Annotated in this window: 15 protein-coding genes; 10 read left to right on the top strand and 5 right to left on the bottom strand. The window is 55.1% G+C overall.

Going from position 1 to position 14,245, the window contains the following annotated elements; genetic code table 11:
- The first annotated feature begins 68 nt into the window (after positions 1-68).
- From thrS to C1J03_RS16335, 5 genes are all read left to right on the top strand, one after another.
- Positions 69-2,015 (top strand): threonine--tRNA ligase, encoded by a 1,947-nt coding sequence (gene thrS / locus C1J03_RS16315; RefSeq protein ID WP_114887554.1) that lies wholly within the window; start codon positions 69-71, stop codon positions 2,013-2,015.
- Positions 2,016-2,217: 202 nt separating this feature from the next.
- On the top strand, positions 2,218-2,523 hold the full coding sequence (locus tag C1J03_RS16320; protein ID WP_114887555.1) for a BufA1 family periplasmic bufferin-type metallophore: 306 nt from the start codon (positions 2,218-2,220) through the stop codon (positions 2,521-2,523).
- A gap of 68 nt (positions 2,524-2,591) precedes the next feature.
- Positions 2,592-3,455, top strand: a complete 864-nt coding sequence (gene bufB, locus C1J03_RS16325) for an MNIO family bufferin maturase (RefSeq protein ID WP_114887556.1) — start codon at positions 2,592-2,594, stop codon at positions 3,453-3,455.
- Positions 3,452-4,207: an HvfC/BufC N-terminal domain-containing protein gene (locus C1J03_RS16330; RefSeq protein ID WP_114887557.1), complete on the top strand. Its 756-nt coding sequence runs from the start codon at positions 3,452-3,454 to the stop codon at positions 4,205-4,207. The genes bufB and C1J03_RS16330 overlap by 4 nt, the downstream gene beginning before the upstream one ends.
- Positions 4,207-4,755 (top strand): DoxX family protein, encoded by a 549-nt coding sequence (locus C1J03_RS16335; protein ID WP_114887558.1) that lies wholly within the window; start codon positions 4,207-4,209, stop codon positions 4,753-4,755. The genes C1J03_RS16330 and C1J03_RS16335 overlap by 1 nt, the downstream gene beginning before the upstream one ends.
- On the opposite strand, the gene C1J03_RS16340 is transcribed toward C1J03_RS16335, so the two are convergent.
- From C1J03_RS16340 to thyX, 4 genes are all read right to left on the bottom strand, one after another.
- On the bottom strand, positions 4,752-5,072 hold the full coding sequence (locus C1J03_RS16340; RefSeq protein ID WP_114889045.1) for an ArsC/Spx/MgsR family protein: 321 nt from the start codon (positions 5,070-5,072) through the stop codon (positions 4,752-4,754). The genes C1J03_RS16335 and C1J03_RS16340 overlap by 4 nt on opposite strands.
- 234 nt (positions 5,073-5,306) lie before the next feature.
- Positions 5,307-6,494 carry a cytochrome P450 gene (locus C1J03_RS16345; protein WP_114887559.1) on the bottom strand — a complete coding sequence of 396 codons (1,188 nt, stop codon included), beginning with the start codon at positions 6,492-6,494 and terminating at the stop codon, positions 5,307-5,309.
- Between the two features lie 526 nt (positions 6,495-7,020).
- Positions 7,021-7,902: an ATP-binding protein gene (locus tag C1J03_RS16350; RefSeq protein WP_114887560.1), complete on the bottom strand. Its 882-nt coding sequence runs from the start codon at positions 7,900-7,902 to the stop codon at positions 7,021-7,023.
- A 143-nt stretch (positions 7,903-8,045) separates the two neighbouring features.
- Positions 8,046-8,966 carry an FAD-dependent thymidylate synthase gene (gene thyX / locus C1J03_RS16355; protein ID WP_114887561.1) on the bottom strand — a complete coding sequence of 307 codons (921 nt, stop codon included), beginning with the start codon at positions 8,964-8,966 and terminating at the stop codon, positions 8,046-8,048.
- Positions 8,967-9,151: 185 nt separating this feature from the next.
- Between thyX and C1J03_RS16360 the strand changes: the two genes are divergently transcribed.
- The 5 genes from C1J03_RS16360 to C1J03_RS16380 all read left to right on the top strand — a co-directional run bounded on the left by C1J03_RS16360 (position 9,152) and on the right by C1J03_RS16380 (position 13,598).
- The gene (locus C1J03_RS16360; protein WP_114887562.1) at positions 9,152-10,222 is read left to right on the top strand and encodes a hypothetical protein; all 1,071 of its coding nucleotides are present in this window, start codon (positions 9,152-9,154) and stop codon (positions 10,220-10,222) included.
- A 41-nt stretch (positions 10,223-10,263) separates the two neighbouring features.
- Positions 10,264-11,658 (top strand): porin family protein, encoded by a 1,395-nt coding sequence (locus C1J03_RS16365; protein ID WP_162798568.1) that lies wholly within the window; start codon positions 10,264-10,266, stop codon positions 11,656-11,658.
- A 97-nt stretch (positions 11,659-11,755) separates the two neighbouring features.
- Entirely contained in the window at positions 11,756-12,190 is a 435-nt protein-coding gene (locus C1J03_RS16370) for a VOC family protein (RefSeq protein WP_114887564.1), read from the top strand.
- Positions 12,184-12,894: a DUF1194 domain-containing protein gene (locus C1J03_RS16375; RefSeq protein WP_114887565.1), complete on the top strand. Its 711-nt coding sequence runs from the start codon at positions 12,184-12,186 to the stop codon at positions 12,892-12,894. The genes C1J03_RS16370 and C1J03_RS16375 overlap by 7 nt, the downstream gene beginning before the upstream one ends.
- 14 nt (positions 12,895-12,908) lie before the next feature.
- Positions 12,909-13,598, top strand: a complete 690-nt coding sequence (locus C1J03_RS16380; protein WP_254694074.1) for a DUF1194 domain-containing protein — start codon at positions 12,909-12,911, stop codon at positions 13,596-13,598.
- 6 nt (positions 13,599-13,604) lie between these two features.
- Here C1J03_RS16380 and C1J03_RS16385 read toward each other — a convergent pair whose 3' ends face one another.
- Positions 13,605-14,105, bottom strand: a complete 501-nt coding sequence (locus C1J03_RS16385) for a MarR family winged helix-turn-helix transcriptional regulator (RefSeq protein WP_114887567.1) — start codon at positions 14,103-14,105, stop codon at positions 13,605-13,607.
- Positions 14,106-14,245 lie beyond the last annotated feature (140 nt).

Raw genomic sequence — 14,245 nt, forward strand, 5'->3', positions numbered from 1 at the left:
TCAAAAGGGCGCCACATAACCCGCAACCGGGCGTCTCGTAGGCGCCAAACTGACGAGGAGCGCCAAACATGGCCCAGATTTCTCTCACCCTTCCCGATGGCAACGCGCGCAGCTATGAGGCTGGCATTTCTGCTGGCGAAGTTGCTGCCGATATCTCAACTTCACTTGGGAAAAAGGCTATTTCTGCCACCGTAAACGGTGCGCATGTCGATCTAGCTTGGCCGATTGGCGCAGATGCCGACATCGCGATCCACACCATGGCAGACGAAGTTCAAGCCAATGAGTTGGTGCGTCATGACCTTGCGCATATTATGGCCCGCGCCGTGCAAGAAATCTGGCCCAACACCAAAGTCACCATCGGCCCTGTGATCAAAGACGGCTGGTACTACGATTTTGATCGGGCAGAATCTTTCACTCCCGAGGATCTTGGCACCATCGAAAAGAAGATGAAGGAGATCATCAATAAACGTGATCTCGTTCGTACCGAAGTTTGGGACCGTCCCCGCGCGATCAAGCATTACGAAGATCTGGGCGAACCCTACAAGGTTGAGCTGATTGAGAGCATTCCGGGCGACGAGCCGCTGCGCATGTATTGGCATGGCGACTGGCAAGATTTGTGCCGTGGCCCGCATTTGCAACATACTGGCCAAGTGCCGGGCGACGCGTTCAAACTCATGTCGATCGCCGGGGCCTACTGGCGCGGCGACAGCGACCGGGCCATGCTGCAGCGCATCTATGGCGTCGCCTTCACCGGTAAGGAAAAACTTCGCGCGCATCTGAACATGCTGGAGGAAGCCGCCAAACGCGACCACCGCAAGCTCGGCCGCGAGATGGACTTGTTCCACATGCAAGAAGAGGCCCCCGGCCAGATATTTTGGCATCCAAACGGTTGGAGTATCTATACCCAGCTGCAGGATTTCATGCGCCGCAAACAGCGCGCAGGCGGCTATGTCGAGGTGAACACCCCGCAGGTCGTGGACCGCAAACTATGGGAAGCATCAGGCCACTGGGAAAAGTACCAGGAGCACATGTTTATCGTCGAAGTCGACGAAGAGCACGCCCGTGAAAAGGCTGTAAATGCACTGAAACCGATGAACTGCCCGTGCCACGTACAGATTTTCAATCAAGGTATGAAATCTTATCGTGACCTGCCGCTGCGCATGGCCGAATTTGGGTCGTGCAACCGGTATGAGCCGTCGGGTGCCCTGCACGGCATCATGCGGGTGCGCGGTTTTACCCAAGACGATGGGCACATTTTTTGTACTGAGGATCAGATCGAAGAAGAAACCGCGACTTACATTGAGTTCCTGTCGGGCATCTACAAAGACCTCGGCTTTGAGAATTTCAAAGTAAAGTTCTCTGATCGCCCGGACATGCGTTCAGGATCAGACGAAGTATGGGACAAGGCTGAAACAGCCCTGCTGAGCGCCACCCGCAAAGCCGGGATTGAGCCCGAGATGAACCCTGGTGAAGGTGCCTTTTATGGCCCCAAGTTGGAGTTTGTGTTGACCGATGCGATCGGTCGCGACTGGCAATGCGGCACCCACCAGGTGGATTTCGTGCTGCCAGAACGGCTGGACGCGACCTATGTCGGTCAAGACGGTGGCAAGCACCGGCCTGTGATGCTGCACCGCGCAACTTTGGGCTCCTTTGAGCGTTTCATCGGCATCTTGATCGAAGAGCATGCCGGTAAATTGCCGTTCTGGCTGGCGCCGCGGCAAGTTGTTGTGGCCTCTATCACTTCGGATGCTGACGCTTATGTCGCTGAGGTGGTGGCCACCTTGCAAGCCGCTGGCGTGCGTGTCGAAGCCGATATCCGCAACGAAAAGATCAACTATAAGGTCCGTGAACATTCGGTTGGCAAAGTGCCCATGATCCTAGCGGTTGGCGGGCGCGAAGTTGAAGAGCGTACTGTGTCTGTGCGTCGTCTTGGGGAAAAGCAAACCTCCGTGCAGCCCCTAAGCGCTGTAACAGAAGCGCTTCGTGTCGAAGCGACACCGCCCGATCTTCTGTAACATTTCGCGAGGTGCGCGCGATTTTCGCGCATATTGTTTCAAAAATGGCCCCACTTGCCTATGTGATCGCGGGTGGGGTGCCATTTTGCTCACAAATTTCTAACAGGTATGTGACACACCCGCTCGTGAATGGTATTGATTTCCGCACTGGTCTACCTTGAGGCCATCGCAATTGAAGTCTCTGGATTTGAAGGGAAACACTATGTCCAACTCGATGAAAACACTCGCAATTGCAGGGGCCGTTGCCGCTGCGTTGACGGCACAGACAACCACAACCGCCCAAGCTGCGGCAAAAGAAAAATGCTACGGTATTTCATTGGCTGGTGCCAATGATTGCGCCGCGGGCCCCGGCACAACCTGCGCCGGTACATCGGTGACAGATTATCAGGGCAACGCTTGGACACTCGTGGATGCAGGCACATGCGCCGACATCGATTTGCCCGCAATGGCAGACGGCACAGCACGTGAAGGCGCACTTGAAGCACTTGAGCGCGATCTTCCTGCATAAATCATTTGGAGTGCGGGTGGCTCGCTGCCCGCACTCCTCTTTGAACGTAAGCACCAAAAGGCCCGAATATGCGCGACAAATTCCCGCAAGTTGGCAGCCTGCCCGATGCCCCCGGGGTGGGTTATAAGCCCCAACACTTTCAAGATATTATCGATGCGCCCGGCCCCGTAGAATGGGTCGAAGTCCATGCCGAAAACTACATGGGTGATGGTGGACGCCCCCTTGCGCAGCTTCGCGCACTGTCTGAACGCTTTGCTCTGTCGATCCACGGCGTTGGCCTGTCGATCGGTGGCGAAGGCCCGCTGGATACAGATCATCTTGCCCGGCTAAAGCACCTAAATGACTGGGCGCAACCCGCTGCTTTTTCAGAGCATTTGGCATGGTCGACCCACGGCGCGGAGTTCCTAAATGATCTTTTGCCCCTGCACTACACGCCTAAAACTCTAGGGCGCGTCGCTGATCACATTGCCCAAGTCCAAGACACATTGGGGCGGCAGATGCTGCTGGAAAACCCCTCAAGCTATCTCGCCTTCGCCGAGTCAACGTTGTCTGAAACCGATTTCTTAGCTGAGCTGACCCAGAAAACCTCCTGTGGTCTTTTGCTGGATGTGAACAATGTCTTCATTTCATCCACAAATCTGGGTCTCAGCCCGCAAGCCTATATCGATGCCTTCCCGCTCGACGCTGTCGGAGAGATCCATGTCGGTGGTCACGACGAAGATGCCGACGATAATGGTGCCCTGCTGCTGATCGACAGCCATAATATGCCGGTCGTCGATCCTGTTTGGTCACTTTTGGCGTATACATTGGCGAAAACCGGCCCCAAGCCGGTCCTGGTAGAATGGGACAATGACGTCCCTGATTGGTCAACTCTGCGCACTGAAACGGAGCGCGCTGCCGAAACCCTCAAGACCCTTGTTCTCGCAGCATGACGGTCAGCCAGGCCCATTTTCGCACTGCTCTGTTGGATGCAAATCAACCCGTTCCGGCGGGCCTGATTAACCCTGATGGCGCCCCTGCAGGGCGGCGTTACGATGTTTACCGCAACAACGTAACCGTCTCCCTGATAGAGGCACTTCGGACCGCCTTTCCCCTGATACTCAAGCTGCTGGGCGGCCAGAACTTTGACAATCTCGCGCCGCTTTTTGTGCGGGCACACCCACCCCAGTCACCCTTAATGATGTTTTATGGTACTGAGTTTCCTGAATTCCTCGAAGGGTTTAAACCTTTGGCGCATATCGGATATCTTGGTGATGTTGCCCGTTTGGATCTGGCATTACGCGCCTCTTATCACGCGGCCGATGCCAATGCGTTTGACGCAAGCCTGCTTCAGGGCAACCCCGAAGACGTTCTAAAATTGCACCTGAAACTGGCACCCGCCACTCGAGTTTTACGCTCACCTTGGCCGCTCTATGACATCTGGCGTTTCAATACGATTTCAGGCGCGCCAAAGCCCCAAGCTGTGGCACAAGACGTTCTTGTAACCCGGCCAAAATTCGACCCCACTCCCATTTTGCTGCCCCCAGGTGCCGCAGATTGGCTTGATCATTTGGCATCAGGGCAGGATTTTGGTGGCGCGCACGACTCTACTGTGCAGACATGGCCAGAATTTGATCTTGGTGCTGCTCTAACTGTCGCTCTCGAGGGCCAAGCCCTAATGTTACGTCCTTGGAAGGAAAAATAATGACTGCACTGATGACCCTCTACCGTGCAATTGCGGACCGTCTTGATCGAAGCGATTGGCTCCTGCCAACCTTAGCGCGGTTAATCTTTGCGGGCGTGTTGCTGATGTATTTTTGGGTCTCTGGCTTGACAAAATTGGGCGATGGCATTGGTGGTATATTCACCCCATCAACAGGTGCCTACGCTCAGATCCTCCCCCGACTTCTAGAGAGCGTCGGTTATGATACGGACCAGCTTCCGGGTTTTTATACCGTGTTTGTCTTGCTGGGCACTTGGGCCGAATTCATCTTGCCTGCCCTCATCGTTTTGGGCCTGTTCACACGGCTTGCTGCGTTGGGGATGATAGGCTTCGTTACGTTGCAGTCGCTGACGGATCTTTATGGCCACGGCAGCTTGGGCGATCCCAAAGTGTTTGGCGCTTGGTTTGATCGCTTTCCAGATTCAATCATCATGGACCAGCGGGCGCTCTGGGTGTTCTTGCTGCTTGTCTTGGTAATGAAAGGCGCAGGCCCGCTTTCCTTTGACAATGCTCTGCGGTCAAAGACTTAGAGCGCTGCCTTTAGATCGCTCTCAACCTCACTGCTCCAAGAGAGAAACATTTTATCTCCAAGAGTGATCAACGGGCGTTTCATCAGCGCCGGGTGCTGCCGCAAAAGAGTGAGCTCTGGCTGCGCCCGTTCATCTTCAGAAAGGCCGCGCCACGTGGTGGACCGGGTATTCAACAGCGCCTGTCCAAACCTATCATATGCGTCCTGCAACACAGCATCTGGCACGCCCTCAGCCCGGACATCAACCAAGGTGGCACTTGGTAGCGCTTTCATCGCTTTGCGGCAGGTGTCACAATTTTTAAGCCCATAGACCCTCAGCATCCCGTACCCTCCGATTTGTAAATGTTTGTGCGATCTGGCAGCCAAATGCGCAGCGAACTTCTTGAAGTTTCCAACAGCAACACGATGTTTTCAAGTAGATACATCGCTACGAGTTAAGTACGGCTACCGCGCTTACGCGGAAATTGGAAAAGCAAAGGCAGTATGTTAGACTTCGCCATAACCTCCTAATTTACCTGCGATATTTCCAATCCAGCTACGGTCGTTCCCCAATCAGCTTCCAAGTTGTGCCGGTAGATTGACGTATCCGCGAAATCGGATGCGGCCACCGTGTTTGCGGTCTGAGGAAACCTCATAGTTTGGAAAGCGGCGCACAAAACGGTCGATCGCGATCCGCCCTTCCATGCGTGCAAGGGTAAGGCCTACACAGACATGTGGCCCTCCAGCAAAGGCGAGGTGGCGGTTGGGGTTTCGAGTAATATCAAAAGCTTGTGGTAGATCGAATGCATCCGGGTCGCGGTTGGCGGCACCGATACACAGATGCATGTTTGTACCTTTGGGAATGTGAAAACCGCGTAGGGTTACGTCAGTTGCCGTCTCTCTGTTTCCGAACTGATTTGGGGAAGCTACGCGTAGGATTTCTTCAACTGTGCTATTGATAAGGGACTGATCTTGAAGCAACAATTTTCGCTCACCGGGATGATCGTGCAGCAGGGCAAGACCGTTTCCAATTAGGTTTGTGGTGGTTTCATGTCCGGCATTTAGGATGAAAATACAGTTTTGGATAAGCTCGATTTCGGAGAGATGGCCGGTGTCGTCGCCTTGGATCAGACGGGTCAGGACGTCTGTTTCCGGGTCACCGGGGTGGCTACGGCGATGGGCGATAAGGCTTTGTAAGTAAGACTTAAATTCGGTGACCGCGTTGTGGCCCGCGGCGAGTTGGGCATCTGTCAGGACGGGTTCCAGCGCGCCTAGGATGGCGAGAGACCAATCGCGCAGGGGGGTGCGGTCTTGCATTGGGATATCGAGCAGATTTCCGATGATTTGGATGGGGATGACGCTGGCGAAATCCTCAATAAGATCAGCAGCTTGCGACATGGTATCGAGCAGCTGATCGACTGTGGAAACGAGGCCCGGCTCCATGCGGGCTAGAGCCTTGGGGGTGAGGGCAGCGGTCATGATGCGGCGCACACGGGTGTGCAGGGGCGGATCGTTGAAGACCAGACTGGTTGTGTGGTGTTCAAACAGAGGAGAGCCCACGCCGAACTTGGGTGCGAAAATCTTTGACTTATCAGACACATAGGTTGCGGTGTCGCGGTAGATGGCACTGAGGTCTGCGTGTTTTGAGATCAGGACGGAGCCGTCGGGCTGTGGGCAAACTGGGGCCCCAGCCAAGAGCGCATCGTAATGCGGGAACGGATTTTTATTGAAGTCTGACGGCAGGTTAGCGAGATCTATCATGGGGGTAGTTTGGCCCAGCGGGGCGTTGTGCGCAACGGCCTGTGGGGTTTTGCCCTGTTGGAGCTGAAAACGGGGGTTAACGCCTTATTTTTATGAGAAACGGGTATGCACAACGCGTACACAGCGCGTGCACAGGCTGTGCACCGATTGTATGACTTTCTGAGTTTTGGGGAAGGTTAATAGCGCGCGCGGTTGGAAGCGTGACTGTATCGTTAATTTTGATGTTTTTTTGTGTTTGGAGGGGGGTGAGGCATGGTCCGGCAAAGCCGGATCAATCGGTCCGGGGGACCGATTGAAATGCCGAACGCGGATTTCGCAAGAAATTCGCCGGGGTGCCTTTGAGCCGGGCGGCCCGCTTCTAGGGAAACCTATTTGAACGGTGATATGTGAGTTTGAGGGCAGCGGCCGAACCGAGGGGCCGGTCCGATAGCGCCCGCCCCGTGGGGGCGGTTCGGGCGCTGCCCAGCGGTGCCGCCGGGCGGGATGTTTTGTGAGGGTTGGGTTGTTGGAGCGGGAGGATCACGCTTTAGTTTGGTGTTTTCAAGAATTGCGAGGCTAAGAGCTTTGATGCAGTAGAAGCTCTTATAGGATGATCTTTCAACAACTCTCCGAAAGCTATCTTTCCGCTGTCAGTAAGTTCATCAATCCGATCAAGTCGTCTTTGAGCATCTCCGAAAGACAATCGCATCTGAACAAATGTCCCTTTAAAACTCCAAGGATGTTCGGTCTGAACTTCGCCGCCAAGAGAGAGGCCGTCGGCACCGCTGACGACCCGAAAAAGACCATTTTCGGCGCAAAACCTGCTTGTCACAAACATACCGAATCCCGAGTTCTTCCAGTGGTCGTCCTGCTGTAACCTATCATCCAGTGACACCCCTGTTACTCCCGGTAGAATTGCGAATTTGAGCGCCTCACGATTAGTTTCGCATTCCAGAAGTTCATTTTCATAGAGGTTTTCGGCTATTCCAACACCGTTATCCATAACTATAATCTCGGCCATCTTTTTCGCCGGCCAACATTGCCCCAAGAGAGCAATTTTCGTCCCGCGACTATGTTCTGCTGCATTTCTAACTATTTCTCGCAGAGAATATTCAACTAAGTCGAATACTGGCCCTTTATCTTGCTGCGATAAATTCTCGGCCAGCCCCTGAATAGTCTTGGCCACGTGTTTTCCAACGGGAATGTCACCCGCCGCGTCCCGCAACTCAGCAATGTCATAGACTGTTATAGGAGTATAATTTGTAGAACCACGGGCGGCCCCTGTTTCGTTTCCTCGCTTAAAGCCCAAGAAGCGAAATAGGCCAATGTGATCCGCCCAACCAGTGAATTGGCTATTCTTTGTCCACAAAATAAATTTCGTTTTCTGGTGTTGCTTCATCAGAATTCGAATTTTTGCCGCAAGAAACATCAAGGGGCCCGGCTCAGCTTATGTACACTCTGAAAACCTAATGTTGCATTCATCAACTTGTGACAAATCCAACTTTTCAATCTTCAGTTCATGCACCGAGTTCAGAAGCGTCAATCTGTCTGGTACAACAATGTCCCTGGAATTCAAAGAATTGTCGCCTCAAACTCCCGCCATTCGCCTTTACTCATGCCTGAGTTCTCCTGCGTGACCTCTTCGCCCTTTAGCATGCGGCGCACGCACTCCAAGGCCTTGCCCGACATCGTCGCCCCGCCAAGACGGTAATCCTCAAACGCGCCGTAGGCCGCGGGGACCCAATCGGCGACGACTTTGCAGATCGCATCGGCATAGACGCGGATTTCGTATTGGGCGTGGGCGTCGGCGCGCAGGCGTAGGAAATGGAACAGGTTGTGTAGGTCCACTTTCCAATACCATTGGGTGTAGATGTTGGCGGGCAGGTTCATGCGCGCGAGTTCGCGGGCAAGGCCGTCTTGAGGTTCGCCGTCGGGGCCTTCGGTCGCGATCATGGCTTGGTAGTTGTCATAGGCGCGGGTGGAGTCTGATTTCAGGATTTCGAGTACGCGGGCGGCTTCGGCCCCTTCGAGCACGCCACCCCTGCCCTGATTGTTCACAACCGATTGCGCGTTCACGTGGTCCGGTTCGGGGATATAGAATTCGCGGTCGAGGATGGAATAGCGGGCGGAATATTCGTTCACGTTGGCGGTGCGGTGGCGGATCCACTGACGCGCGACGAAGACGGGCAGTTTGACGTGGAGTTTAATTTCGCACATCTCGAAGGGCGTGGAATGCCAGTGGCGCATGAGGTAGCGGATCAGCCCTTCGTCGTTTTGCACTGATTTTGTGCCCTTGCCGTAGCTGACGCGGGCGGCCTGACAGATGGCTGCATCGTCGCCCATGTAGTCGATAACGCGGATGAAACCGTGGTCGAGGACATCGTAGGCGCGGTAGAGATGCGCCTCCATTCCTTCTGAGACGGCGCGCAGGGTTGGGCGCGGTGTTTGGCGCAAAGCATCGATTTCGGCGAGTTGTTCAGGGCTAAGTGGCATGTGGGGCGTCCTTGGCATGGGCGTGGATTCGTCTGTGACTATATCTGGCCCATGAGGGCGCTGGAACCGCCATATGCGGTATTGCTTTTTGGCCATGGTTTTTGGCGCAGTTTGTTTGGGCCGTTGACATGCGACAGGGCTCATAGCCATGGTTGGAAAAACAAAAAACCCAGAGGTAGGCAGAGATGAAATTTAAACTGGCAAGCGTGGCTTTGTGCCTGACTTTGGCGGCCTGTTCGGGCGGCAATCCATTTGAAGACGACGACGACAGCGGCACAGGCGACGATGGCACGACCGATGGCGGCACCGGCATTACGCGCGATGGCGTCCCTCCGGGAACGGAATCGCCCAGCGCTGGCACAGGATTGTTTCGCTCAGAAATACCAACGGACGGGGGCAACGGCTTTGCACGTGGGATCTCCTATGACGGGGACAGCGACACATTCACAGTAGATAACCTCGCGTTTGATGGGGCCAATACCTACCAACGCGGCCGGGCTGTAGGCAGCTTGGGCGGCGGTGAGTTCGCGGTTTATGAAGCAGATGCGCAGTATCCAGATTCGATCACGGGTGCTGCCGTTAACCAATTTACGCACCGCGCGATCTATGGCGTGAGCCGCAACCGAGATTCAGATGGCGATCCGACGACGCAGTTCGCGATTGTACGGACAGGGGCCTATATCCCCTACGGCTTTGGTGGTTTCATCTATCAACGGGGTGGTTCTGTAGATTTGCCAACAACCGGACAGGCGATTTTCCGGGGACAAGCTGGCGGTTTGCGTGACTTTGATGGCGCTGGTGCGTTGCAGTATTCAACTGGTGACGTCGCGATTGCGATCGACTTTGACGATTTCAATGAATCCACTGGCGGGCGGGGCGATGGCGTTCAGGGTCAGCTGACCAACCGTCAAGTATTCGATATCAATGGCAATGACATTACGGCCAATGTGACCACGCGTATCAACGACCTTAACAGCTCATCGATCCAGAGCATTCCTGCGGCGATCTTTACGGTTGCACCGGGTGTGTTGGACAATAATGGCGATCTGGTTGGCGAACTGACCAGCCGTTTTGTCAATGATAACGGTGACGTCGTAGAATATGAGAGCGGCAACTATTACGCGATCGTGTCAGGCGATGACCCTGATGAAATCGTGGGTGTCATGGTGCTTGAGAACACCTCCGAATTCCGCGATGCCACCGTGCGCGATACCAGTGGCTTTATCGTTTACCGGGATCCAAACGTTCAGCCATGAGCGTAGCCCCGGTGATGCGGCGCGTCATCAAAGCAGTGTGCATGGCAGGATTTATTGCCATGCCTCTCGCCCACGCGCAGGCTGAAAGTACGAGACGAGTTGCCCCGCAAGAGATTGAGAAGGCGGCCTTTATCAGCCTGCAAGAACGTGATCCTGCACGGGCGTTGTTCTATGCAGAGGCCTTGGCTGAACGCGATCCCGATGACCTGACCCCCCAACTTTTGATGGCGCGGGCGCTGCGTGATTTGGGTCGGTACAAAGAAGCTCAGAAGGCCGCACGCCGGGCGTGGAGCCTTGCTGAGGATGGGTCTCAAAAATTCTCAAGCGCTCTGATCATGGCGCAAACACTGTCGTCAGACAATAAACGCACACGTGCGCAGCTTTGGCTGCGCCGCGCCGTTCATCACGCCCCGACCGAACAACTCGCGGCGCGGGCTAAACGTGATTTCAAATATGTGCAGCAGCGCAATCCGTGGCAAACATACCTGTCGTTCACGCTGGCCCCCAATTCGAACATCAACAACGGATCGGTTCGCGACAGCTCACGATTGAACTATGCAATCTCGGACATCGTGTTTGGTGGCCCAATTGAATACACCCTCAGTGGTGCCAGTCAGGCCCTGTCAGGTCTGGAAATCGGCGGCGATGTGAAGGCGCGCTACCGCTTTTCGCAAACCTCTCGCACGGCGCATGACGTAAATTTCTCAATGGCCTACCGCACCTTTGTGCTTTCCAGCTCTGCTAAGGACATCTTGCGCGAGGCCAAAGAAGAATCTGGCAGCACAGACGACCTGCCGACGGGCAGCGACTTTGCCTATGGCCGCGTGAGCATCGGGTACCGTTACAGTCGATTGAATTACAACGGAAAAGGGGAGCTCATCGCCAGAGCCGAATTGGGTCAAAGTTGGTATGGCGGCGCGAGCTATACAGCATTTTTCCGCGGCGGCCTCAGTCAAAGCTACCGGCCAAGCAGAGCTCACAAGTTCACATTGGCGCTCAATACCGAAGTTCAGGATGGGTACAGGACCTACGACTCGCATAAATCCCTTGTTACCGGCAGCATCGGCAAGCTGCTGGAGTCTGGTAGCTCGATCTACGGGGCCGCGTCTTTTGGAGCGCAAACCTCGAATTACAAGGATGCCGAATATGGCGAGTTTGCGCTGCGTGCCGGTTATGTCATGCGCAAGCCCGTTATGGGTGCAGGCTTGTTCTTTGGGTTGGGGACGTCGTATCGCGACTATGAAGTGTCCCAGCATGACGCCTCGGGGCGTAATGACCTTCGGGTAACCGCAGATGTGACAGCTGTTTTTCGCCAGATCGATTACTATGGCTTCAATCCCAGCCTTACCCTCAAATACGAGCGCACCGAGAGCAATATTGGTCTGTATGACACCCGGCGTCTGGGCATGAGTGTCGGTATTCGCTCGTCTTTCTGAGACGCGATTTTGGCAATATGAAATCACAGGATCGTCGCTCGACACGCGGGCGCTTCATGCTAGCTTGGTGCAACACGCTATGTATGAGAGGGAAATCATGCCAACAAAGTTTCTTCACACGATGGTCCGGGTCAAAGATCTTGATAAATCCATCGCATTTTACAAACTTCTGGGCCTCGTTGAGCGGCGCCGTATGGATCACGAAGGCGGGCGGTTTACGCTGGTATTTCTGTGCCCTCCTGGGATGGATGACGGCCATGCGGATGTGGAACTGACATATAACTGGGATGGCGATGATGCCCTGCCTGACGACAGCCGGCATTTCGGTCATCTGGCCTACACGGTCGAGAATATTTACGATATGTGCCAGAGCCTTAGCGACAATGGTGTCGTTATCAATCGTCCTCCGCGCGATGGTCACATGGCGTTTGTGCGTAGCCCCGACAACGTTTCGATCGAGCTGCTTCAGGAAGGTGAAAGCCTGGCCCCGGCAGAACCTTGGGCGAGCATGGAAAACACCGGAAGTTGGTAAAAGCGGCGATCCTCCTCACCGTTTTGGTGCTGGCGGGCCTGCCTGCTGCAGCGCAGCAGTGCCGCTTGGCCCTCGCATTGGCGCTGGATGTGTCCAGTTCTGTGGACGCGAGCGAGGATCGTTTACAGCGCGGCGGTGTTGTCGCCGCGCTTACATCGCCGGAGGTGAAAGCCGCATTTTTCGCCTCCGATCTACCCGTGGCGCTGGCGGTCTACGAATGGTCAGGGCGCTACAACCAAGAAATTGTGCTCGATTGGCGGATGATCGACAGCCCCCGCGCATTGATCGAGGCCGCAGAGGTCGTGGCGGCATCCAAACGCAGTCACAATGATTTTCCCACAGCGATGGGCTATGCACTGGGATATGGGGCCGGGTTGCTAACGCGGGCTCCTGTTTGTTTGCGCCAGACGCTGGATATGGCTGGGGATGGGCAAAACAATGAAGGGTTCGGGCCCTCGCGCGCTTATGCCGAATTCCCGTTTGATCAGGTCACGGTGAACGGCTTGGTGGTAAATGCCGCCGATTTTGAGGGCGAGGTTGGGCTGATTGCGTTTTACAAGGCCGAGGTCTTGCATGGGCCGGGCGCGTTTTTAGAGATTGCCGATGGGTTTGAGGATTACGAGCGGGCGATGCGCCGCAAACTGGAGCGGGAGCTGAGGCCGCCTGCCATCGGGGCGCTGGATGGCAGCGCAGACGCAGGATGAAGGCCGCCGCACTGATGGCACTGATGATGCTTGGCGGGGCTGCATACGCAGAACCCTGCAGGCAGGCATTGGCGTTGGGCTTGGATGTTTCAGGATCGGTGGATGCGCGGGAATATCAGTTGCAGTTGGGCGGATTGGCCCAAGCGCTGGATGATAAGGCCGTACGCGGAGCATTGACCGCCCTGCCCCAAACGCCTGTCCGGTTGATGGTCTATGAATGGAGCGGGCCAGACAATCAGGCCACGGTTATTCCATGGACGACCATCACCGGGACTGCCGCGCTTGATGCTGTCATCGTGACCCTACGCAAGACAGAGCGACGTGTAACCAGTCCAGGTACCGCACTCGGGGTTGCGATGGCGACAGGGGCCACGCATTTGCGTAGCCAGTCAGAGTGCTGGCGGCGGACATTGGATATTTCGGGCGACGGTAAAGCCAATCTCGGCCCCCGCCCCCGCGATGTGAAACCCTTGATTGGTGCGGATGGAATTACGATCAATGCGCTGGTGATTGGCGCAGATGATCCCAACATCGGGGACATTAGGCAGGCTGAAATTGGCGAGTTGTCTTCGTATTTTCGCGCCGAAGTGATCATGGGACCGGATGCCTTTGTTGAGACGGCAATCGGGTTTGAGGACTACGCCCGTGCGATGACCGCCAAACTGCTGCGCGAGCTTGACGGTCTGGTCTTGTCTTCGCGGTAGGCGCGTTCAGTAGATGTAGCGGATTTGATCGCTCCAATAGCGTTCCATCCTTTTGAGCGATTCTGTGATCTCGGCGATGCCGTCTTTGCCCAGCACGCCTTTATGCTCAAGTCCGTCAGCGTGACGTCCGAACAATTCGGAGACCACATCGCGGATATGGCGACCTTTTTCAGTAAGGCGCACGCGGACGGAACGGCGATCAATTTCACAACGCTCATGGTGCATATAACCCATCTCGACGAGCTTTTTCAGATTGTAGCTAACGTTGCTACCTTGGTAATAACCGCGGGTTTTCAACTCGCCAGCGGTGACTTCATTGTCACCGATGTTGAACAGCAGCAGCGCTTGAACGGCGTTGATTTCTAATACACCTACCCGCTCAAACTCGTCCTTAATGACGTCCAGAAGCAGACGATGCAGCCGCTCTACCAGCGACAGCGCCTCCAGATAGCCGACCATAAATCCCTTGTCTGACGTGGGAAGGTCGATGGGGTCTTGAATACTCATTCTCGTTCTCCGACTCTTTGTGCTCACTTGGGAACCTGAAGAAAAAACCAGAATATTTCGTTAAACGCCGATGATTATTCCGCGCGTTGCATAAAAAAACTGCGCAACACCGCAATATGCGGTGCTTGGTGGTCCCGCCT

Origin of the sequence: Sulfitobacter sp. SK012, from assembly GCF_003352085.1 — a bacterium.
GTDB lineage: Bacteria > Pseudomonadota > Alphaproteobacteria > Rhodobacterales > Rhodobacteraceae > Sulfitobacter.

Bases quoted from the DNA above. Each gene is read 5' to 3' on its own strand.
- thrS (WP_114887554.1), top strand. From the start codon at position 69: ATGGCCCAGATTTCTCTCACCCTTCCCGATGGCAACGCGCGCAGCTAT.
- C1J03_RS16320 (WP_114887555.1), top strand. From the start codon at position 2,218: ATGTCCAACTCGATGAAAACACTCGCAATTGCAGGGGCCGTTGCCGCT.
- bufB (WP_114887556.1), top strand. From the start codon at position 2,592: ATGCGCGACAAATTCCCGCAAGTTGGCAGCCTGCCCGATGCCCCCGGG.
- C1J03_RS16330 (WP_114887557.1), top strand. From the start codon at position 3,452: ATGACGGTCAGCCAGGCCCATTTTCGCACTGCTCTGTTGGATGCAAAT.
- C1J03_RS16335 (WP_114887558.1), top strand. From the start codon at position 4,207: ATGACTGCACTGATGACCCTCTACCGTGCAATTGCGGACCGTCTTGAT.
- C1J03_RS16345 (WP_114887559.1), bottom strand. From the start codon at position 6,494: ATGATAGATCTCGCTAACCTGCCGTCAGACTTCAATAAAAATCCGTTC.
- C1J03_RS16350 (WP_114887560.1), bottom strand. From the start codon at position 7,902: ATGTTTCTTGCGGCAAAAATTCGAATTCTGATGAAGCAACACCAGAAA.
- thyX (WP_114887561.1), bottom strand. From the start codon at position 8,966: ATGCCACTTAGCCCTGAACAACTCGCCGAAATCGATGCTTTGCGCCAA.
- C1J03_RS16360 (WP_114887562.1), top strand. From the start codon at position 9,152: ATGAAATTTAAACTGGCAAGCGTGGCTTTGTGCCTGACTTTGGCGGCC.
- C1J03_RS16365 (WP_162798568.1), top strand. From the start codon at position 10,264: ATGGCAGGATTTATTGCCATGCCTCTCGCCCACGCGCAGGCTGAAAGT.
- C1J03_RS16370 (WP_114887564.1), top strand. From the start codon at position 11,756: ATGCCAACAAAGTTTCTTCACACGATGGTCCGGGTCAAAGATCTTGAT.
- C1J03_RS16380 (WP_254694074.1), top strand. From the start codon at position 12,909: ATGGCACTGATGATGCTTGGCGGGGCTGCATACGCAGAACCCTGCAGG.
- C1J03_RS16385 (WP_114887567.1), bottom strand. From the start codon at position 14,105: ATGAGTATTCAAGACCCCATCGACCTTCCCACGTCAGACAAGGGATTT.